General features: G+C 53.6%; 18 protein-coding genes and 1 other RNA gene. 8 read left to right on the top strand and 11 right to left on the bottom strand.

The window, feature by feature from the left end; all coding sequences use genetic code 11:
* Position 1: 1 nt before the first annotated feature.
* The 7 genes from mraZ to dapF form a co-directional block, all read right to left on the bottom strand.
* A complete protein-coding gene (gene mraZ / locus B9Z32_RS13530; RefSeq protein ID WP_108422074.1) occupies positions 2 to 430 on the bottom strand; it encodes a division/cell wall cluster transcriptional repressor MraZ in 429 nt (142 codons plus the stop codon).
* A 341-nt stretch (positions 431 to 771) separates the two neighbouring features.
* Positions 772 to 1,986, bottom strand: a complete 1,215-nt coding sequence (dksA, locus tag B9Z32_RS13525) for an RNA polymerase-binding protein DksA (RefSeq protein WP_233248327.1) — start codon at positions 1,984 to 1,986, stop codon at positions 772 to 774.
* Between the two features lie 240 nt (positions 1,987 to 2,226).
* Positions 2,227 to 3,357, bottom strand: coding sequence for a GTP-binding protein (locus B9Z32_RS13520; RefSeq protein WP_108421966.1), 1,131 nt, complete (start codon positions 3,355 to 3,357; stop codon positions 2,227 to 2,229).
* A 164-nt stretch (positions 3,358 to 3,521) separates the two neighbouring features.
* A complete protein-coding gene (locus tag B9Z32_RS13515; RefSeq protein WP_108422072.1) occupies positions 3,522 to 4,706 on the bottom strand; it encodes a class I SAM-dependent rRNA methyltransferase in 1,185 nt (394 codons plus the stop codon).
* A 51-nt stretch (positions 4,707 to 4,757) separates the two neighbouring features.
* Positions 4,758 to 5,735: a tyrosine recombinase XerC gene (locus B9Z32_RS13510; RefSeq protein WP_108421965.1), complete on the bottom strand. Its 978-nt coding sequence runs from the start codon at positions 5,733 to 5,735 to the stop codon at positions 4,758 to 4,760.
* Between the two features lie 10 nt (positions 5,736 to 5,745).
* Positions 5,746 to 6,441 carry a DUF484 family protein gene (locus B9Z32_RS13505; RefSeq protein WP_108422071.1) on the bottom strand — a complete coding sequence of 232 codons (696 nt, stop codon included), beginning with the start codon at positions 6,439 to 6,441 and terminating at the stop codon, positions 5,746 to 5,748.
* A 14-nt stretch (positions 6,442 to 6,455) separates the two neighbouring features.
* Positions 6,456 to 7,358 (bottom strand): diaminopimelate epimerase, encoded by a 903-nt coding sequence (gene dapF, locus B9Z32_RS13500; RefSeq protein ID WP_108421964.1) that lies wholly within the window; start codon positions 7,356 to 7,358, stop codon positions 6,456 to 6,458.
* Between the two features lie 55 nt (positions 7,359 to 7,413).
* On the opposite strand from dapF, the gene B9Z32_RS13495 reads away from it, so the two are divergent.
* The 3 genes from B9Z32_RS13495 (at position 7,414) to B9Z32_RS13485 (ending at position 10,468) form a co-directional block, all read left to right on the top strand.
* Positions 7,414 to 9,054, top strand: a complete 1,641-nt coding sequence (locus B9Z32_RS13495) for an MBL fold metallo-hydrolase (protein ID WP_108422070.1) — start codon at positions 7,414 to 7,416, stop codon at positions 9,052 to 9,054.
* A gap of 10 nt (positions 9,055 to 9,064) precedes the next feature.
* Positions 9,065 to 9,790, top strand: a complete 726-nt coding sequence (locus B9Z32_RS13490) for an RNA pseudouridine synthase (RefSeq protein WP_158268229.1) — start codon at positions 9,065 to 9,067, stop codon at positions 9,788 to 9,790.
* Positions 9,791 to 9,943: 153 nt separating this feature from the next.
* Positions 9,944 to 10,468 carry an Rrf2 family transcriptional regulator gene (locus B9Z32_RS13485; RefSeq protein ID WP_108421962.1) on the top strand — a complete coding sequence of 175 codons (525 nt, stop codon included), beginning with the start codon at positions 9,944 to 9,946 and terminating at the stop codon, positions 10,466 to 10,468.
* A gap of 83 nt (positions 10,469 to 10,551) precedes the next feature.
* On the opposite strand, the gene rnpB is transcribed toward B9Z32_RS13485, so the two are convergent.
* Positions 10,552 to 10,912: RNase P RNA component class A (gene rnpB, locus B9Z32_RS13480), an RNA gene on the bottom strand.
* A gap of 96 nt (positions 10,913 to 11,008) precedes the next feature.
* Between rnpB and B9Z32_RS13475 the strand changes: the two genes are divergently transcribed.
* The 3 genes from B9Z32_RS13475 to B9Z32_RS13465 are packed head-to-tail and all read left to right on the top strand — an operon-like array spanning position 11,009 to position 14,318.
* Entirely contained in the window at positions 11,009 to 12,829 is a 1,821-nt protein-coding gene (locus B9Z32_RS13475; protein ID WP_108421961.1) for an NAD(P)/FAD-dependent oxidoreductase, read from the top strand.
* Positions 12,826 to 13,590 (top strand): hypothetical protein, encoded by a 765-nt coding sequence (locus B9Z32_RS13470; RefSeq protein ID WP_108421960.1) that lies wholly within the window; start codon positions 12,826 to 12,828, stop codon positions 13,588 to 13,590. Before B9Z32_RS13475 ends, B9Z32_RS13470 begins: the two co-directional genes overlap by 4 nt.
* An 11-nt stretch (positions 13,591 to 13,601) precedes the next feature.
* Positions 13,602 to 14,318 (top strand): hypothetical protein, encoded by a 717-nt coding sequence (locus tag B9Z32_RS13465; protein WP_108421959.1) that lies wholly within the window; start codon positions 13,602 to 13,604, stop codon positions 14,316 to 14,318.
* A 6-nt stretch (positions 14,319 to 14,324) separates the two neighbouring features.
* Here B9Z32_RS13465 and B9Z32_RS13460 read toward each other — a convergent pair whose 3' ends face one another.
* Complete coding sequence (locus B9Z32_RS13460; RefSeq protein WP_233248326.1) at positions 14,325 to 14,933, bottom strand: LysE family translocator; 609 nt, start codon at positions 14,931 to 14,933, stop codon at positions 14,325 to 14,327.
* A 68-nt stretch (positions 14,934 to 15,001) separates the two neighbouring features.
* Entirely contained in the window at positions 15,002 to 16,912 is a 1,911-nt protein-coding gene (gene glmS, locus B9Z32_RS13455) for a glutamine--fructose-6-phosphate transaminase (isomerizing) (protein ID WP_108421957.1), read from the bottom strand.
* 156 nt (positions 16,913 to 17,068) lie between these two features.
* On the opposite strand from glmS, the gene B9Z32_RS13450 reads away from it, so the two are divergent.
* Entirely contained in the window at positions 17,069 to 17,575 is a 507-nt protein-coding gene (locus tag B9Z32_RS13450; protein WP_108421956.1) for an Lrp/AsnC family transcriptional regulator, read from the top strand.
* 17 nt (positions 17,576 to 17,592) lie between these two features.
* Here B9Z32_RS13450 and glmU read toward each other — a convergent pair whose 3' ends face one another.
* Positions 17,593 to 19,050, bottom strand: coding sequence for a bifunctional UDP-N-acetylglucosamine diphosphorylase/glucosamine-1-phosphate N-acetyltransferase GlmU (glmU, locus tag B9Z32_RS13445; RefSeq protein ID WP_233248325.1), 1,458 nt, complete (start codon positions 19,048 to 19,050; stop codon positions 17,593 to 17,595).
* Here glmU and B9Z32_RS13440 point away from each other — a divergent pair.
* Positions 19,049 to 19,942 carry a DUF6279 family lipoprotein gene (locus B9Z32_RS13440; RefSeq protein WP_108421955.1) on the top strand — a complete coding sequence of 298 codons (894 nt, stop codon included), beginning with the start codon at positions 19,049 to 19,051 and terminating at the stop codon, positions 19,940 to 19,942. The genes glmU and B9Z32_RS13440 overlap by 2 nt on opposite strands.
* Positions 19,943 to 20,069 lie beyond the last annotated feature (127 nt).

Here is a 20,069-nt window from a genome sequence, read left to right as displayed (position 1 = left end):
CTCAGAACGTAAAGTCCTTAAAGACATCGGGCATGTCGCCCTGCATGGCCTTGGCCTCTTGGTTGTCGTAGGCAGTTTTGTCCCACAACTCAAAGTGGTTGCCCATGCCGAGCAAGATGGTGTCTTTGGCGATGCCAGCAGCGGCGCGCAGCTCAGGCGAAATGAGAACGCGGCCAGTGCCATCCATTTCCACATCCATGGCGTTGCCTAAAAAAATTCGCTTCCACCACTGCGCTTCCATGGGCAGTTGGGCAATGCGCTCACGGAAACGCTCCCACTCCGTGCGCGGAAACAGCATCAAGCAACCATGCGGGTGTTTTGTGATGGTGAGCTGGCCGCCTGCAGTGGCACTCAAAACCTCGCGGTGACGCGTAGGCACCGACAGGCGGCCTTTGGCGTCCAAACTCAACGAAGATGCACCTTGAAACACTTGATTCTCAATTCCTGTAAACAACAACTGCAATCTGGGCATTTCTCCCACTTAATTGCACTTTTTTGCACTGTATCAGGAATTCACGCACCCACAAGGGGGCTATTCAAGTTTTTTTCAATGAAATCAAGGGCTTAGAGCACACTTTCAATGAGAAATTAGGAGAAAAAATCCTTGAAAATTAGGTACTTAGAAGTTTGTCTGCAAGTAACTTCTGAGACATTTTGATTGTGAAAAAATTTTGACATTCTTTTCAATTTTTTTTCGGAACAAGTCAGTTTGTTCTGAAGGATGAAAAAAAGGCTCCTGGAGGAGCCTTTTGGGAATTTATCAAAACCGAATTAATCGCCAAACATTTTTTGTTTGAGTTCACGGCGTTGCTGCGCTTCCAAAGACAAATTGGCCGTAGGTCGAGCCAACAAACGACCCACACCAATGGGCTCGCCTGTTTCATCGCAATAGCCATAGTCGCCAGCATCAATGCGCTGAATGGACTGCTCGATCTTTTTCAACAACTTGCGCTCGCGGTCGCGGGTGCGCAACTCCAAAGCATGCTCTTCTTCAATGGTGGCGCGGTCTGCAGGGTCGGGCACCACCACGGTGTCCTCACGCAAATGCTCAGTAGTTTCGCCAGCATTGGCCAAGATGCCTTGCTTGAGTTGTACCAATTTGAGTCGGAAATAAGCCAACTGAGCGTCGTTCATGTAGTCGTTGTCGGACATGGCCATGACTTCTGCATCGGTCAGCTGATCGGGTTTTTTGGTTTTCCAGTTATTGGCCAATTTGGGATCTTTTTTCACAGCAACGAAGGGGGGAGGCGTCAGGACTTGAGTAGGCATGTTTTGCAGGTAACTGGCTTTTGCAGCCGTGGAGGCCACCGATTGAGCCATCGATGGCACTGTAATTTGGGCAAGACGGGCAGACGGGCGAACCGCACGCGCAGGCACATCACCCGAAACGACGGGCGCTGCGGCAACAGGTGCTGCAAGGACTGCAGGCGTTTTGTCAGCCTTTGGAGGCTTTGCGGGCTTAGCCAGCTTTTCGGCTTTAACAGGTTTTTCTGCTTTGGCAGGCTGTGACGCTGGCTTGTCAACAGCTGGGGCCTTGTCGGCTGGTTTGGCTGTTGGTTTTGTGGTGGGTTTTGTGGTGGGTTTTGTGGTGGGTATCGGGGCCGCTTTTGGGGCTGCTTTGGCGACCACTTTAGGAGGGGCTTTTGGTGCGACTTTGGGTGCGGCTTTGGCTGCAGATTTAGGTGCAACTTTGGCTTGCGAAACAGGCTTTGCTGGGGCTTTGGCAACGGGCTTAACGACCGGTTTGGCCACCGACTTCAATGGTTTTGCCGCTTCTTTTTTCACAACAGCTTTGGCATCAGGCTTGGAAGCAGGCTTAGTTGCTGGTTTGGTTACAGGCTTGCTTGCAGGTTTAGCTGCAGATTTAGGGACAGGTTTGGAAGCCGTTTTTTTGGCCGGCGCAGGTTTGCTCAGCTTTTTAACGGCTGCAGCCGGCTTGGCTTTGGCAGTCGCTTTGACACTGGCTGGCGAACTTGTTTTTTTCACTGTAGTTTTCGAGCTCGTTTTAAGGGGCTTTTTCACGTCCTGTCTCCTAGCCGTGGCGGCTTACAAACCCTCAGGCATTACCCAGGGCATCAGCCATTTGCAAATGAATTGTGGTCATCGGTTCATTTGCGTCAAAACCCATATTTTTCGACCTTCTGGGCGCATCGGAGTTCCAATTAAGGTACCCCGTCAGGGCGCAGATTGTAGCGACTGAACGGCCTCAAAACGCTTTCTTCAAAACTAAACCAAACATTGCTCCAAACCTTGCAACAAAATATCCTTGGGCAGGTCAATGCCAATGAACACCATTTTGCTCACTTTGGCCTCGTTTTCACCCCAAACAGGGCCTAAATCGCTTCCCATCAGCTGGTGAACACCCTGAAAGATCACTTTTCTTTCAGTACCTTTCATATTCAATACACCCTTGTATCGCAGCATCCGGGGGCCATAAACATTCACGATGGCACCCAAAAAGTCTTCCAATTTGGCCGGATCGAAGGCTTTGTCTGATCTGAATACAAAACTCTTCACATCGTCGTCAAAGTGATGGTGATGGCCATGACTCTCGCCTTGATGTGAGGGGTGATCGCAATTCGGGCCGTGTTCATGGTCATGTGCCTTTTCATGGGCGTGACCATGATCGTGGCCATGATCGGAATGCGCATAGTCATCATGATCATGCCCACAGTGCTCATCGTGCACATGAGGCTCTTCTTCTTTCAAAAAGTCGGGGTCAATGTCGAGCTTGGCATTCAAGTTAAAGCCACGCAAATCAAACACCTCCGCCAACGACACCTCACCAAAATGCACCACCTTCTGTGGCGCACGGGGGTTCATGTGCGCCAAACGGTGCTGCAGCGCCTCAAGCTCAGGCTTGGACACCAAATCGGCCTTGCTGATGAAAATTTGATCGGCAAAGCCCACCTGCCGACGCGCCTCTTGCCGATCGTTCAATTGCTGCGCAGCGTGTTTGGCATCGACCAAAGTGAGAATGGAATCCAGCAAAAAGCTTTCGGCAATTTCATCGTCCATGAAAAAAGTTTGCGCCACAGGCCCAGGATCGGCCAAGCCCGTAGTTTCAATCACCACCCGCTCAAAATCGAGCTCACCCTTGCGCTTCTGAGCCGCCAGCGTTTGCAAGGTGGTGCGCAAATCTTCCCGAATGGTGCAGCAAATACAACCATTGCTCATCTGAATAATTTGCTCATTGGTATCCGACACCAAAATGTCGTTGTCAATGTTCTCCTCACCAAACTCATTCTCAATGATGGCAATCTTTTGCCCGTGAGCCTCAGTCAGCACGCGCTTAAGCAAGGTGGTTTTACCCGAACCCAAAAAACCAGTGAGGATGGTGGCAGGAATCAAAGCCATGAAAACACTCCAAAAGAGAGAAAACGGTAATCAAAAGAGGTATGAAGTGTACCCACCCGAACCAAACCTATACTGGGTAAGGATGACTTGTGCGGGCAACGATTTCTGGTACCCCAGTATGAGGCGCCCGCACAAGGCATCCTTGCCCAGCGAGCAAAGTGAATTTAGAGCTTCTTCACCACAACCAGCCCCTTCAGGTACTCCCCTTCAGGAAAATAAACAGTCATAGGATGATCCGGCGCCCCCTGCAAACGCTCACTGATATACCCATCCACCCCCGCATCCGTGCCAGCAGAAGCCACAATCTTGTGAAACAAATCGGCACCAATGCCCCCCGAACAAGAATAAGTGAACAACTCCCCGCCTGGCGCCAACAACTTCAACGCCAAGCGATTGATGTCCTTATAAGCCCGAGCAGCCCGATCGGCATGCGCCGCAGTAGGCGCAAACTTAGGCGGGTCCAACACAATGGCATCAAACTGCAAACCTTGCTCAATGAACGCACGCAAAGAAGCATTCACATCAGCATCCATGAACGTGGTGCGCGACAAATCAAAACCATTCAGCAACACATTCGCCTTTGCCTTGTCAATGGCAGGCCCCGAAGAATCAATGGAAGTGACATGCGCAGCACCCCCCGCCAAAGCCGCCACACTGAAACCGCCCGTGTAGCAATAACAATTGAGCACACGCTGAAACTTCCGAAACAACGTGTGTTGGTAAAAGCGGTACCGGCTATCGCGCTGATCCAAATAAAAACCTGTTTTGTGCCCCTCCGCAATGTTCAGCAAAAGTTGCCACTGATGCTCTTGCAGCGTGATTTCGGTAGGACCCTCACCGCGCAACCAACCCATCACTTCGGGCAAACCTTCCAGCGATCGCACATTGGCGTCTGAACGCTCATAAAGCTTTTTCAAACCAGTGGCCTTGAGCAAAGCATCGGCCATTACCTGCTTAAACCGCTCCGTACCGCAAGAGCTAAACTGCGCCACCAAAGTATCGGCATAACGGTCTACCACCAAGCCTGGCAAACCATCAGACTCGCCGTGCACCAAACGCATGCCATTGCTTTGAATGTCAAACAAACTTCGGGCTTGCACTGATTTAAAAATCAGCCCCTCGATGAAGGCGGCATCAATGCGCTGCGTTTCATCAAAACTCCAAACCCGTGCGCGAATGCGCGAAGTGGGGCTGAAAGCTGCCCACGCCAAAAATACACCTTCGTGCGACTCCACGCGTACAGTTTCTCCGGCATCGGCACTGCCCTTGGCAATGGCCGATTCAAAAATCCAGGGGTGTTGACGTTGCAAAGAGCGTTCTTTGCCAGCTTTGAGTCGAATCGTTTTCATGTTGTCATTGTCCCACTCAGTGAGGCCCTCAAAGTCTGCGGCCACTGACGATTATTTTTTTCCTGAGTTGCCTGCGCCGCGCTTGGCCCTTGGATGCGCTGCATCGTAGGCCTTGGCCAAGTGCTGAAAATCCAAGCGCGTGTAAACCTGCGTGGTGCTGATGTTGGCATGCCCCAACAACTCTTGCACCGCGCGCAAATCACTGCTCGACTGCAGCACATGGCTGGCAAAAGAGTGCCGCAACATGTGGGGATGCACAGGCGTGGCCAGCCCTGCCAACAAACTGCGCCGCTTCAAGCGTTGCCATACCGATTGCGCCGTGAGGCGTGTGCCGTGTTTTCCTGGAAACAGCGCCAGCGCGGCATCTGATAAGCCCGGCACAGATTGCGTCATCATGCCCATGGCTTGGCTGCGCAAAGGCAGCCATGTTTCAAGCGCCTTGATGGCCGACTGGCCGAGTGGCACCGTTCTGCGTTTACCGCCCTTGCCTTGCACCATGACCTCGGCGCCTTGCAAGTCAATCCAACCACGCCCTTTTTTGGCGGCCTCCGTGCTGGCCACCACATCCAAGCCCGTGAGCTCGGCCACCCGCAAACCACAGCCGTACAACAACTCCACCATGGCAGCGTCGCGCGCTTCTAGCCAAGGGTCGTCGGCTTCTTCCGAGTGCTCGGCCAACTGCACGGCCTCGTCCACGCCCAATGCTTTGGGCAAGGGCTTTGAAACTTTGGGTGCACGAACACCTTCTACGGGGTTATGGGCAATGAGACTTTCGCGGGCCAACCAGTGGTAGAAACCGCGCCAGCCCGACAAAATCAGTGCAATGCCGCGGCCGGTGCGGCCACCACTGTGCATTTGAGCCACCCACCTGCGCACATGGGTGGTTTGCACCTGCGCCAAATCGACATTGGCGGCCTGCGCCAAATCAAAAAGCTTTTGAAGATCTAAGGCATACAGCGTTGAGGTTCGCTCGGCCAAGCGTTTTTCAAAACGCACATGATCGAGGTACCGCGCAACGCGCTCATCCATGGCAGAAGCCTTAGCCTTTGGCCGGCAACAAAGCAGACAATGCGGCGCTGCAAAGCTCTGCCAAGTGCTCTAAAAAGTCGGTGCCCATGCCGCTGTGATAGCGCTGTGCATCGGGCGACGCCAACACCAACAAACCAAATGGTGCTTGATCTTTGCTGAGTCGAAGAGGCAACAAAGCCACTGACGCCGCTTGGGCCGGTGCTTGCAACCATTGCACAGCTTCTACACCCGAGCTGGCACCCACAAAAGGCGCTGCATAACTGGCGGCCGCTTGCTTCACATCTTCACTCACAGCTTGCGCATAAGGTGCATCGGCAAAGACATTGGCCACACCCCACAAACGCACAGCCACTTGCGGCACCTGAAAGCGCATTTCAATATTTTTCAAGGCGGAAGGAACACGCTCAGAAGCTGGCGTTTGCAACAACTCACAAGCCCATTTTTGCAGCTTCTCTGTGATGATCATGTTCTCGTTGCCATGGCGAATCATGTCCATGATGCGCATTTCCAAGGCGCGAATTTTGTCGCGCAGCATCTGCGCTTGGCGCTCTTGCAAGCTCACCGAGCGGTGGTTGTCTGGGCTCATCAAATGAACCGATGACAACAACTGCGCATGGCGCTCAAAAAAATCAGGTGTGTTGGCCAAGAATTCAGCGATGTCATCTTCGGTGATGGGGTTCATCGGATTGATGGAAGTGGGAGTCATGCCTGTCTTTCTGATCAAGGTAATTCGGGAACGTCAATTTCGCCTTCAAACACCGAAGTGGCTGGGCCGGTCATCAGCACGGGCTGCGACACATCTTTCAAAGCGCCGCCCTGCCATTCAATGGTGAGTAAGCCGCCATGCGTTTGCACATCCACTTTGGGGTTGAGCAAGCCCATGCGGATGCCTGCTACCACCGCTGCGCAAGCGCCCGTGCCGCAAGCCAAAGTTTCGCCGGCACCGCGTTCAAACACGCGCAAACGAATTGCATCGCGACTGAGGACCTGCATAAAGCCTGCATTCACTCGGTTGGGAAATGCGCTGTGGTTTTCAATCAAGGGGCCCAGGCTCAGCACCGACGCGGTGTCGACGCTGTCCACCACTTGAACAGCGTGCGGGTTGCCCATGGACAACACTGCCACATCGACCCCAGCCGCGAAGCCACTGCTGGCAGCATTGATATTCAAAGGCAAGTGCCAGACTTGGCAATCACCGACCACTTTGAGCTGCAGGCCTTCAAGCTGAAAAGGTACTTTGGAAGCATCAAAAATGGGCGCGCCCATGTTGACCGTGACACGGCCATCGGCGTTCATTTGCAATTCAATTTCGCCTTGCTTCACTTTCACGCGAACACGGTCTTTGGTGGTCAGGCCTTTGTCGCGCACGTAGCGTACAAAACATCGCGCGCCATTGCCGCAGTGCTCCACCTCACCGCCATCGGCGTTGTGAATCACATATTCAAAGTCGAGGGAGGGGTTTGGCGCCGGGCGCACCGTCAAAATTTGATCAGCCCCCACACCAAAATGTCGGTCGGCCAAGAAGCGGTATTGGGCGGTGCTGAAGTTGTGGCGCGCTTGCGTTTCATCAAGCACCACAAAATCGTTGCCGGCCCCTTGCATTTTTGTAAAGCGAATTCGCATGGCCGAATTATCCTCGGTTCGGCCCCTCCTTGGCGCAAAGCCTGATAATGAGCACATGGTAAGACCTCATCAACTTTTGCATCCCCAGCGAGAGCCCGCCGCTACTCGGCCGGCCGCCACAGTGCTGTTGCTGCGCGACAGCCCCCAAGGCATTGAAGTGCTCATGACTCGGCGCTCGCTCACAGCCAGCTTTGCACCTGGCGCCTATGTGTTTCCTGGCGGTGGCATCGACCCGCTCGATGCGGCATCACACGCCCAAGCCCTGCGCCGGCCCACGCAAAGCGACCTGCACCTCACGCAGGCCATTGCCGCCATTCGCGAAAGCTTTGAAGAACTGGGCATCTTGCTGGCCTGCCGGGCCGACCAAAGCATGGCCACTGCGCAAGATATCGCCAAGCTCGACCGAAGCCAGCCCTTTGCCGCCCAATGTTCCGCTTTAGGCTTGCAACTGGCAGCGCACCAGGTGTACGTGCTGGCTCACTGGATCACCGACCGCGATTTGCCCAAGCGCTTCGACGTGCCCTTTTTGGTGGCGCGCATGCCAGAGGACCAAACGCCTGTGGCCGATGAGTCTGAGCAGTTTGAGCCCGAGTGGATTCGCCCAGCCGACGCCCTTCAGCGCCATGAGGCAGGCCAGTTTTTCATCATTTTCCCCACCATCCGCACCCTGCAGCGCCTCGCCCCATTTGCCACTGTGCAAGCGGTGCTCGATGCCTGCGCCGTCAATGACGAACCGCTGTGGACCAGTTGTCCGCGCGCAGGCTGGCTAGCCGGCAAAGAAGCGCGCTACATGGAACACGAATCGCCCTACGGCGAATTGGCCCTCACCTGCCCCGATGGTCAAATCGTGCACCACCTCGATTGGCAGTCTGATCACCCGGTTGCGATCCTAAAAAACGTGCACCGCCTCACCGCGCCCAACCCTGGCGTGATGACTGGCCCCGGCACCAATACCTACTGGGTGGGCGACCCCCACAGTGGTTTTATTGTGATTGACCCAGGCCCAGCCGACCCCGATCATTTAGAAAAAATATGGCGCTCTACGGGCGGCCAAATTCGCATGATTGTGTGCACCCATTCCCACCCCGATCATTCGCCAGGTGCCAAACCCCTGCAGGTGCTTTGCCAGCAACAAGAAGGTGGCATGCCTCCCATCTTGGGCTTGTCTTCCGCCAGCACGGCCAACGCACAAAGCCAATTCAAACCCGATCGCGAACTCGAACACGGCGAAGTTTTGAAGGTGGGTGAGCACAGCTTGAAAGTGCTGCACACCCCCGGCCATGCCGCCAACCATTTGTGTTTGGCCCTGTTGGAAGATGGCTTGTTGTTCACCGGCGATCACGTGCTCAATGGCAGCACCACGGTAGTCAACCCGCCAGACGGCAGCATGAACGATTACCTCGATTCGCTAGACCTGCTGGCCCGTGAATGCCAAGCCCATCAGCTTGAATTTATATTGCCCGCCCACGGCTATGTTTTGGGATTTGCCGCCCAAGCCATTGCCCAACTCAAAGCCCATCGTTTAAAGCGCGAAGCCAAAGTGATTGCGGCCATGCGCGCTTTGCCTCACGGCACTTTGGAAGACTGGGTGGCACATGCCTACAACGACGTGCCCGAGCGCTTGTGGCCTGTGGCTGCGCGCTCATTGCAAGCCCACGTTGACCGCATTCAGTCGATGCCGCCTGGCAACCCTTGAGCCGCCATCCATGAGCACATTGAAACCGACCGAGGGCGTTCGACTGGCCAAGCGGGTTGCCGACATCTTAAAGTGCTCACGCAGCGAAGCCGAGCAAGTCATAGTGGGGGGGTGGGTCAAGGTCAATGAGGTGGTGGTGGACGAACCAGCACATCGGGTGACCGATGAAAAAATTGACATTCACAGCACCGCGCAGCGCGGCAAAGTGCCCCTGCTCACTGTCATCTTGCACAAAATGGCTGGGCAAACTTGCCTGCCGCACGGGCGCACCCACATCTGGACAAACTTGACCCCCGAGATGCGATCCAATCAAGACCGCTCGGGCATCAGCCTCACGCCCAGACTTCTCAAAATGTTGCATTGCGCTGCCGCCCTAGAAGACGCGGCCTCAGGTTTGGTGGTTTTGTCTGAAGACCCCAGCATGCTTCGAAAACTTGAAGATGAGCGTACACCTTTAGAGCACGAGTTGCTGGCAGAAGTTCAAGGCAATGTCAGCCCCGATCAGCTCCTCGACATGTGCCCCACGGGCCTGAAAACCAGCATCAGTAGTGAGTCGCCCCAAAAAACTGGATTGCGCATGGCTTTCAAAGGGTACCAGCCGGGGTATGCGGCCGGTGTCATTGAACATACGGGACTGCGGCTGATCGGCCTCAAAAGAGTCCGCATGGGGCGGGTCTTGATGGCGCCTCTGGCACCCGGACAATGGCGTGCGCTCATGCCTTACGAGCGATTTTGAAAGAAAAATGTCTGTTTTAGGGCATTTTTAAGATATTCTTCTTGACCAAGCCCTTGAAATTCGTCAGGGCATCCTCATTTGTGCTTGTAAGTTTGAGACAATATTTCTAAGTTTGTAAATTTGAAGCGTCTCATATGCCGAAAGGATTCCACCATGCGTTTGAGCACTAAAAGTCGTTTTGCCGTCACGGCCATGATCGATGTCGCCTTGCGCGAAGATCGAGGCCCCGTCTCGCTCTCGGCCATCAGTGAGCGTCATCAAATTTCGCTGTCCTACCTCGAACAATTGTTCAGCAAGCTGCGCCAACACCACTTGGTTGAAAGCACACGTGGCCCCGGTGGTGGCTATTCTTTGGCCCGCAATGCCGAAAAAATCACCATGGCCGATATTGTGAGCGCCGTCGACTTTTCCTCAGATTCAGAGGAGATCAACTCAGAAGCCAACAACTGGATGAGCAGCGAATTGTGGGCCAGCCTGAACGAAAAAATGTTGGCTCATTTGCAGTCCATCAGCTTGCGTCAGTTGGTGTCTGAGCAGCGTGCCAAAGGCATTACGGTTGAGCCAGCACCTTCCGTGGTCAAGCGTGGCGTCTTTGCCAAGCCCAAAAGTCAGCCCGTCAAAATGAACGTGCCCAATTCTGTGTTTGCATTGGCAACCAGCTTGGTGCCTACGCGCTAAATTCACACTTCATCAGCCTTGTGCTGAACTCACAAAAACGCGCTTCAGGGCGCGTTTTTTCATGGCTTGATGCCAAGATAAAAGTGTGAAGCCTGCCGATAAGCCGGATTCTGTGCATTGAAGTTGCCCTCAATGTGACCGCCATTACTCTGGGCCGAGAGTTGCCCACTCGGCTCGATGCTACCTACCCGCACACTCTCCGGAACCAGATCAACGTGTGCCTATTTGGTATTGCTGCGCGTAGAGATTGCCCGTTTCACCCGAACTCAATCGGCTCGTCTCTGTTGCTCTAATCCTCACCTTGGTGCCTTGCGGCCTTTCGGTGGAGAGGTGTTACCTCCTACGCTGTCCTGTGCAGTCCGGACGTTCCTCCAGTGCGGCCTTTCGGCCCATTGCCTAAGCAATGGCTTTGCAGCTTGCACCAGCGACGGTCTAGCAGGCTTCACACCGACATTATCCACTGAGGACTGCAAATGCTTCAAAGTCCGCGCGATAATGCTTGTGTCTGCTTGATAACCACAAGCCCATCCATCGCCAGCCATGATTCGAATTTCAGAACTCAAACTGCCCCTGACCGCATTGCCGGTTGAAGTTCGCCGCGCAGCGGATGCACCCGCCGAAACCGACGAAGATCGCACGCCCCCTCCCCACCCCGAGGAAGCTTTGCGCCAACTGGCCGCCATTGCCCTGGGCATTGATGCGCAGGCCATCGACCAACTGAATGTTTTCAAGCGCAGCTTTGATGCACGCAAAGCAGATTTGTTGGCGGTGTTCATAGTAGATCTCTCCCTCAAAGACGCTGCTTCAGAAGCACCACTCTTGGCTAGGTTTCCAAAGCATCCCCACATTCAACCCACCCCTAACATGAGCTGGCAAGCGCCAGCTCATGCGCCAGCTCACTTTGGTTTGCAAGAAGGCGAGCGGCCCGTGGTGGTGGGCTTTGGGCCTTGCGGTATTTTTGCAGCGCTTTGCTTGGCACAAATGGGTTTCAAACCCATAGTGATTGAACGCGGCAGCCCCGTGCGCCAGCGCACCAAAGACACCTGGGGCTTGTGGCGCAAGCAAACACTCAAGCCCGAAAGCAATGTGCAGTTTGGCGAAGGCGGTGCTGGCACTTTTTCAGATGGCAAGCTCTATAGCCAAATCAAAGACCCACGCCATTTGGGCCGCAAGGTCATGAACGAGTTTGTAAAAGCCGGCGCGCCCAGCGATATTTTGTTTGCGGCTCACCCTCACATCGGCACCTTCAAATTGGTCAAGGTGGTGGAAAATTTGCGCGAGCAAATCATTGCCATGGGCGGTGAAGTTCGCTTTGAGCAACGCGTGGTTGATTTGGACATTGAAACCACCGCTTCTGGGCGGCAAGTCACAGGCGTGCACATTGAAGATCGCAACACAGGTGCACGCTCACACTTGGCTGCACGCCATGTGGTACTCGCATTGGGACACAGCTCTCGCGACACCTTCACCTTGCTTTACGAGCGCGGTGTTTACATGGAGGCCAAAGCCTTTTCGGTGGGCGTGCGCATTGAACATCCGCAAAGCGTGATCGATGCGGCCCGCTGGGGCCGTCACGCAGGCCACCCTTTGTTAGGGGCAGCCGATTACAAACTGGTGCACCACGCTCAAAACGGCCGAGCCGTTTACAGCTTTTGCATGTGCCCCGGCGGCGCCGTGGTGGCAGCCACCAGTGAAGCCGGCCGCGTGGTCACCAATGGCATGAGCCAATACTCACGCAACGAGCGCAATGCCAATGCCGGCATGGTGGTGGCCATCGATCCGTCAGATTACCCGCTTGATGTGGCATCGTGGCAAGCAGCCTTTGGCGAAGCAGATGGCTTGAAATGGGCCGCCCAAGCGCAAGCCATGGCGCGGCAAACACCCAAGGCCTATCACCCTTTGTCGGGCATTGTGTTACAAAGAACACTGGAATCGAAAGCCTTCGTGGCAGGTGGTGAAAACTACACAGCACCCGGTCAGTTGCTTGGTGATTTTTTAGAGGCACGTGCCTCCAAAGAATTTGGTGAAGTGGTGCCTTCTTACAAACCTGGTGTGAGCCTGGGCGATTTGGCTGCTGTGCTACCGCCCTATGCCATTGAAGCCATGCGCGAAGCCTTGCCGGTGTTTGGTCGCAAGATCAAGGGTTATGACATGAAGGATGCCTTGCTTACGGGCGTTGAAACTCGCACCTCTTCACCCCTCAAAATGACACGGGGTGAAAATTTCCAAAGTTTGAACACACAGGGCCTGTACCCTGCGGGTGAAGGCGCCAGTTATGCGGGCGGCATTTTGTCGGCCGGTGTGGATGGGATTAAGATTGCAGAAGCTTTGGCGCTCAAACTCACTCAGGAGTCAACATGAATTCACAGCCCTCGTTCAACATGGTCCTAGGTTTGGCCATGAACACTTCGCTAATATTTACTGCGCTCATGGGCACCTGCAACATGGCTTCTGCAAAAGATGCTGATGCTGAGCCCACATGGGCGTTCAAGCTTACGCCTTCTCTGTATGCCACCCAAAATGAAGCTACCGCAGCCGATGTCAACTTGCGAGGCAACTTGGGCAACCAAACCACTTGGATTGGCCAATATGTTCGCGGCAATGACTTCCAGCAAACGAGATGGGGCTACGAATACAACATCGATTTTTCTTGGGGACAAATCGTGCCCTCAGTGCAACTGGCCTCCAAAGGATTTGTAGGCACGTCTGTCAACTTGCAAATTGGCGGGCCCACTTACCTCATCACGGGCTTGGGCAGAACCAATTTGAAAGAGTATTACAACTTGACCTTTGACCCGAATGACTCTTATGTCATTGGAGTGGGTACCAAGATGATCAAGGACCACACCTTGAATTTGTTCTCTGTCAAAGACAATCGCTTGAACACAGGACAAATCGTGACGCATGCTACGTGGCGTTGGAAAATAGACAACGCTCAACGCTTGGTCATTGATGTGTCACACAAGTCCGGCAGGCTCACTCAAAACTCGGATCCTGTCAAAGGCAATGGCATTTCTATCAGCTACGACCATGGCAACCAATTTGTCAAATGGGCCAAAGAACAAAAAGTGAACTTTTCAGACAACAATCAACAACGCATTTCAGCTGGATTGCGTTTTTAAAATCAACCAGCATGAAAAATTCTTGGTCTCCATTGATTTTTTCAGGCTTGTTCATTTCTTTGGCAGGGGCCTTGGGCCAAGCGCATGCAGCACGACCCCTCAATACCGACGATGCCAATGTGGTCGACCCCAAAAGCTGCCAGCTTGAAAGTTGGGTGAAGAAATCAAGCTCAAGCATTGAGCGTTGGGCCGTGCCGGGTTGCAATTTTTTTGGCGACACAGAAATTTCTGCGGGCGCCAATTTTCAATCGGATACCCACTTGCCCGCCAGTCAATATCATTTGATTCAAGCCAAGAAAAGATGGCGCGTCTTGGAGCCCGGTGATTGGGGCTTGTCCAGCACATTGGGAACGCTTCAGCATGCTGGGCACGCTTCATCTGAGAGCGTCAATGATGTTTACCTCAACGTCCCTGTCACATGGTCAATGGGCCACGACCGTTTTGCCCACTTCAATGCAGGTTGGATTCAGCACCAGTCGCAAGGCTATGGCGCCAAAACTTGGGGCATGGCTTTAGAGCAACCCATCAACAGCCAGATTACTGGCATTCTAGAAACCTATGGTGAAGCCAAACAAAGCACCAAGTATCAGCTTGGCCTGAGGATTTGGGTTGTTCCTCAGCGCGTTCAAATCGATGCAACCTTGGGAAATATTTGGGGTTCGTCATCAAACCCAGCGCAAAGATGGGTTTCGATTGGCTTACGGCTGTTGTCGCCGCCTCTTTATTGATTCGCTTTAGATCATCAAGACAGGCACCATGGATGCAACAAGCAAAACAGCCATGGTGCCATTGAACACCCTGCGCACCGTAATGTGTTGCAAGTAACGCTCTAGTTTGGCACCAAGCCAAACCCACAAACCCACGCTGGGAAAATTGATGGCGCTGAACATGAAACACGTTAGCACCACAAAAGTGAGAGATGCATCGGTGGGCATGTAGTTGCTGAAATAGCCAATGGACATGATCCAGGCTTTGGGATTGACCCACTGAAAAGCTGCAGCACCCAAAAATGTGATGGGCTGTGCGGCTTCCTCGCCATTGCGCTGTGGCGCCCCACTGCGTGCCACGCCCCATGCTAAATAGAGCAGGTAAGCAAAACCCACCACTTTCATCACTTGGTACACAAAAGGGTAAGCCTTCAACAAACTTTCCAAACCTGCACCGACCAGCAGCAACATCACAAAGTGGCCCAGCGACACACCCAGCCAGTGCGGCAAAGTGCGTTTCACGCCAAAGTTAACCCCAGAGGCCAAAAGCATCATGTTGTTAGGCCCCGGCGTGACAGAAGTCACAAAAGCAAACATGGCCATGGCCGCCACCAGTTCTACATTGAAGTTGATCACTAAATACCCTAGGTCCATTGCGTGTCAAATTTGCTGTTTAAATAATTGGGGTCAGATCAACATTATTTTTATTCCACCGTCACACTCTTAGCCAAATTGCGCGGCTTGTCTACATCCGTGCCCCGCGCACAAGCTGTGTGATAAGCCAAGAGTTGCAGAGGCACCACGTGAAGAATGGGCGACAACACACCGTAGTGCTCCGGCATGCGAATGACGTTCACACCTTCACTGCTTTCAATCTTGGTGTCGCCATCGGCCAACACATACAACACACCACCTCGCGCCCGAACTTCTTGAATATTGCTTTTGAGCTTTTCCAAAAGTACATCGTTGGGTGCAACCGTCACCATTGGCATCTCACTGGTTACCAGGGCCAAAGGACCATGCTTGAGTTCACCGGCTGCATAAGCTTCGGCATGAATGTAGGTAATCTCTTTCAACTTCAATGCACCTTCTAGTGCAATGGGGTAATGCGTGCCACGGCCTAAGAACAAGGCGTTTTCTTTCGACGCAAACTCTTGCGACCAGCTGATGATTTGTGGCTCAAGCGCCAACACAGCTTGCAAAGCAGCAGGCAGGTGACGCATGTCCTTTAAATGCATGGCTTCTTCTTGTTCACTCAAACGGCCTTTGCTTTGCGCCAAAGCCAAGGTGAGTAAAAACAATCCTGCTAATTGCGTAGTGAAAGCCTTGGTAGAAGCCACGCCAATTTCAGTTCCTGCACGTGTGACGTATGCCAACTTGCACTCGCGCACCATGGCCGAAGTGGCCACGTTGCAAATGGTGAGTGTGTGGTGCATGCCCAAACTTTGCGCATGGCGCAATGCCGCCAAGGTGTCTGCGGTTTCGCCCGATTGCGTGATGGTCACCACCAAAGTTTTGGGGTTGGGCACTGAATCTCTGTAGCGGTATTCGCTGGCAATTTCCACTTGGCAAGGTATTTGTGCCAGGGATTCCAGCCAATACTTGGCCACGCAGCCACTGTAATAACTGGTGCCACAAGCCAAGATCAACACATTGTCAATTTCTTTGAAAACTTTGTAAGCACTGGCTGAATTGGCGCCACCACTCACACCACTCACACCATCAAACAACTCGGGCACGATGTGCTCGAGGCCTTCCAAAGTGTCTGCAATGGCGCGTGGTTGCTCAAAAATTTCTTTCTGCATGTAATGCCTGTATGGCCCTAACTCGGCAGCACCGCTGTGCGCATGAACGGTTTTGACCGGACGCTCCACACGCTGATGGTTGCGGTCTTCAATCCAATACTTGCCCAGTTGAATGTCGACCAAGTCGCCCTCTTCGAGATACACAATTTGATCGGTCACGCCTGCAAGGGCCATGGCATCGCTGGCCAAAAAGTTTTCGTGGTGCGATGTGCCCACGCCCAAAATGAGCGGCGAGCCTGCGCGTGCACCCACCACACGTTGGGGTTCGTCTTTGTGAAAAACAGCAATGGCGTAAGCGCCTTTCAGCTCCAACACGGTGCGCTTCACTGCGTCAAACAAATCGCCGTCATACACACTGTCGACCCAATGCGAGATCACCTCGGTGTCGGTTTGGCTGGTGAACACATAGCCCTTGGCTTGCAACTGCGCGCGCAATTCGTCGTGGTTTTCAATGATGCCGTTGTGCACCAAAGCCACACGGCCTGGTTTGTTCTCCAAGGAGGCCAAACTGCCAGGGCCTGAGCTGAAGTGAGGGTGTGCATTGTGCACAGCTGGGGCGCCGTGCGTGGCCCAGCGGGTGTGCGCAATGCCGGTGCCGCTGGCCAAATGATCGGTTTCAATTTGGCTCATGAGTTCAGACACGCGCGAGGTACTGCGTGCCCGCTTGAGTCCGCCCTGCCCGCGTTTGAGGCTGGCCTCATGAATGGCTACGCCGCATGAGTCGTAGCCGCGATATTCCAAGCGCTGCAAGCCTTGAACCAAAATGGGGACGATGTTTCTATCGGAAACTGCACCAACAATGCCGCACATAAGCCAATCCTTCAATTTGAATGTGGCAGGATCTTATGCTTCTTATAATGAAATTAGTTTAAATTTTATTCACTTAAATGAATTTAAATTTCATAAATTATTAAATTTGAATTATTATTTCTTTAATCTAATTTATTTGAAATTAATCGCATCACCATGACCAGTCCATCTCCAATTTCAGCTGACTATCTAGACGCCACCGACCTCAAGTTGCTGGCCCTTTTGCAAGCCGATGCCAGCCTCAACAACGTAGCCTTGGCCGAAAAGTTGCACATTTCCGCGCCCACCTGCCTGCGCAGAACCAAGCGCTTGCAACAAGAAGGCTGGATTGAAAAGCAAGTGGCCATTTTGTCGGCCAACAAATTGGGACAGTACTTGGGCCACGGCCTCTCCGCTTTGATTGAAGTCAGCCTCGACAAACAGGGCGAAGAATGGCTACAAGCATTCGAAACACGTGCTGTGCAAGAGCCCGCGGTTCAGCAATGCTGGCGTGTCTCACCCGGGCCCGACTTTGTGCTGGTGGTGCAAACGGCAGACATGCCGGCCTATTTGGCGCTCACCCAAAAATTGCTCACACAAGATGCCAATGTGCGAAACGTCAAAGCATTCTTCAGCCTCAAGCGCGCCAAGTTTGGCACTGAACTCAGCTTGCCAAGTGCTTGAAGTTCAATGGCCAGCTGTTATTTGGCCTTAGGAGTTTTTTGGGGCCTTTGCCAATTGGCAATGCTGGTTTGCCTGCCGCGCGCCACACTCAATGCGCCAGGCTCGGTGCTTTTTGAAATGGCCGAGCCCCCGCCCACTGTGCCGCCCGCACCAATGGTGACAGGGGCAATGAGCACGCAGTTGCTGCCAATGTGCACATCGTTTTCAATCACGGTGCGGTGTTTGTTGGCACCGTCGTAGTTGGCCGTGATGCTGCCGGCGCCGTAGTTCACGCGCTCGCCCACCGTGGCATCGCCCAAGTAAGCCAAATGATTGGCTTTGGCGCCTTTGGCCATGGTGGAATTTTTAACTTCCACAAAATTGCCAATGTGCACTTCAGCGGCCAAATCTGCACCGGGCCTCAGCCGCGCAAAGGGACCAATCAAAGAGCCCTCGCCCACCATGACACCTAGCTTTTCACCATCGATGTGCGTGAAGGCGTGAATCACGGCACCCGCGGCTATGCGCGCATTGGCAATGACGCAGTTGGGGCCAATGCGCACACCTTCGCCCAAATGAACTTGGCCTTCAAACACACAGTTCACATCAATTTCGACATCGGCTTCGCAGTGCAATTCACCGCGCACATCCAAGCGCGCTGGGTCGGCAAGGCGCACGCCTTGCAGCATCAATTCGTTGGCATTTTTGAGCTGATAAGCGCGCTCTAACTGAGCCAGTTGTTGGGGGCTGTTAACGCCCGTCACTTGCAATTCGTCTTGAATGCGATGCGCCACCACCTTCACGCCATCGGCCACAGCCCACTTAACCACATCGGTGAGGTAGTACTCACCTTGGGCATTGTTGTTGTCTAGTTTGGCCAGCCAGGTTTTGAGTTGCTTGGCGGGCACGGCCATGATGCCGCTGTACACCTCTCGAATTTGGAGTTGCTCTGGGCTGGCATCTTTTTGCTCCACGATGGCCAGCACGTGATCGCCTTGCGCATTGCGCACAATGCGGCCATAGCCTGTGGGGTTGGGCATGTCGAGGGTGAGCAAAGCCAAACGATCGGTAGTCGCTGCGCCTTCGCGCACGCACGCGATCAAAGCCTTGAGCGTGTCGGTTTGGGTAAGGGGCACATCGCCAGACAACACCACCACCAAACCGTCGTCGACCAGTTCAGGCACCGTTTGTTGCACGGCGTGGCCAGTGCCCAATTGGGGTTCTTGCCGCACAAATTTGATGGCCAAATCACCCGATGTTTTGGCTACGGCAGCTTCAACTTCTGCTGCGCCGTGGCCCGTGATCACCACCGCAGAACGGGCTTTCAGTTGGGCCGCTGTGCCCAGCACATGGCCTAACAAAGGTTTTCCTGCCAAACGTTGCAAAACCTTGGGCAGGCGGCTTTTCATTCGAGTACCCTTACCAGCGGCCATGACAACCACGTCCAGCGGCCGTTCGAGCGAAAATGTGGATTGATTAACTGAGGTTTCCTGCATGTCGAAATTATCCTATGGGTACCGAATTATCGCGGCTTCTGTGGTGGCCGTGTCGATGAGCGTCATTTTCACGGGATGCAGTGCCGTTCGCTTAGGCTACAACAAGCTACCCGATATCGCCTCTTGGTGGTTAGACAGTTACATTGACTTCAGCGATGCCCAAGGCCCCCAAGCCAAGGCTGCGCTCAACAAACTTCAGGCTTGGCACCGCAAAGAAGAGTTGCCGGCCATTGCCGAATTGCTGGTGCAAGCCCAAGCACTGGCAACTCAAAACATCACTCCTGAACAAGCCTGCAAAATTTGGGAGGGCGCTCAAGTTCGCATTGAAGCGGTCGTTCAGGAAGGCAGTCGTTTGGCAGCACCCGTGGTGTCCCAATTGAGCGCCAAGCAGTTCAAGCATTTAGAAAAAGAGTGGGCCTCTCGCAACGAGGACTGGAAAAAGAAGTGGCTTCAAGGCACGCCCGATGCGCGATTGAAAAAGCGAGTCGATATGGCAGCAGACCGCTTTAGCTCGTTTTATGGCGATTTGAATTCAGAGCAAAGACAAGTTTTGCGGCAACAATTTTCACAGTCCGCTTGGACCCCAGAGTGGGGCTTTCAGCAGCGACTTAAGCGCCAGCAAGATCAGTTGAATGCGCTGCAAGCAATGTCGTCCGAAATGACCAAACCGGCCATGTCAATAGCGCAAGTCGAGACCGCTTTGCAGACACTGATTTTGCAATCGGTCAGGCCCAAAGATGGCACTGAGTTGTCTAAGCAGCTTCAGTTAGAGCAGCAAGCTTGTCAAAATTTAGCGCAACTCCACAACACCATGACCCCAGCCCAACGCTTGAAAGCGCAGCGCAAACTCAAAGACTACGAAACCGATGTGCGCGAACTCATGAAACTTTAATTGGGGGGAAACAAATGGGGTCAGATCAACATTAATTTGGTCAATCAGTGAGAGCTAAAGGCAAGGGGGGCTGAACGATTTCTGGTACTCCAGTATGAGGAAGCCCCCCTTGCCTTTAGCTCTCACT

Origin of the sequence: Limnohabitans sp. MMS-10A-178, assembly GCF_003063375.1 — a bacterium.
In the GTDB taxonomy this organism is placed as follows: domain Bacteria; phylum Pseudomonadota; class Gammaproteobacteria; order Burkholderiales; family Burkholderiaceae_C; genus Limnohabitans_A.
Note: the sequence above shows the minus strand (reverse complement) of the source record. Positions and strands in the feature narration are given on the sequence as shown.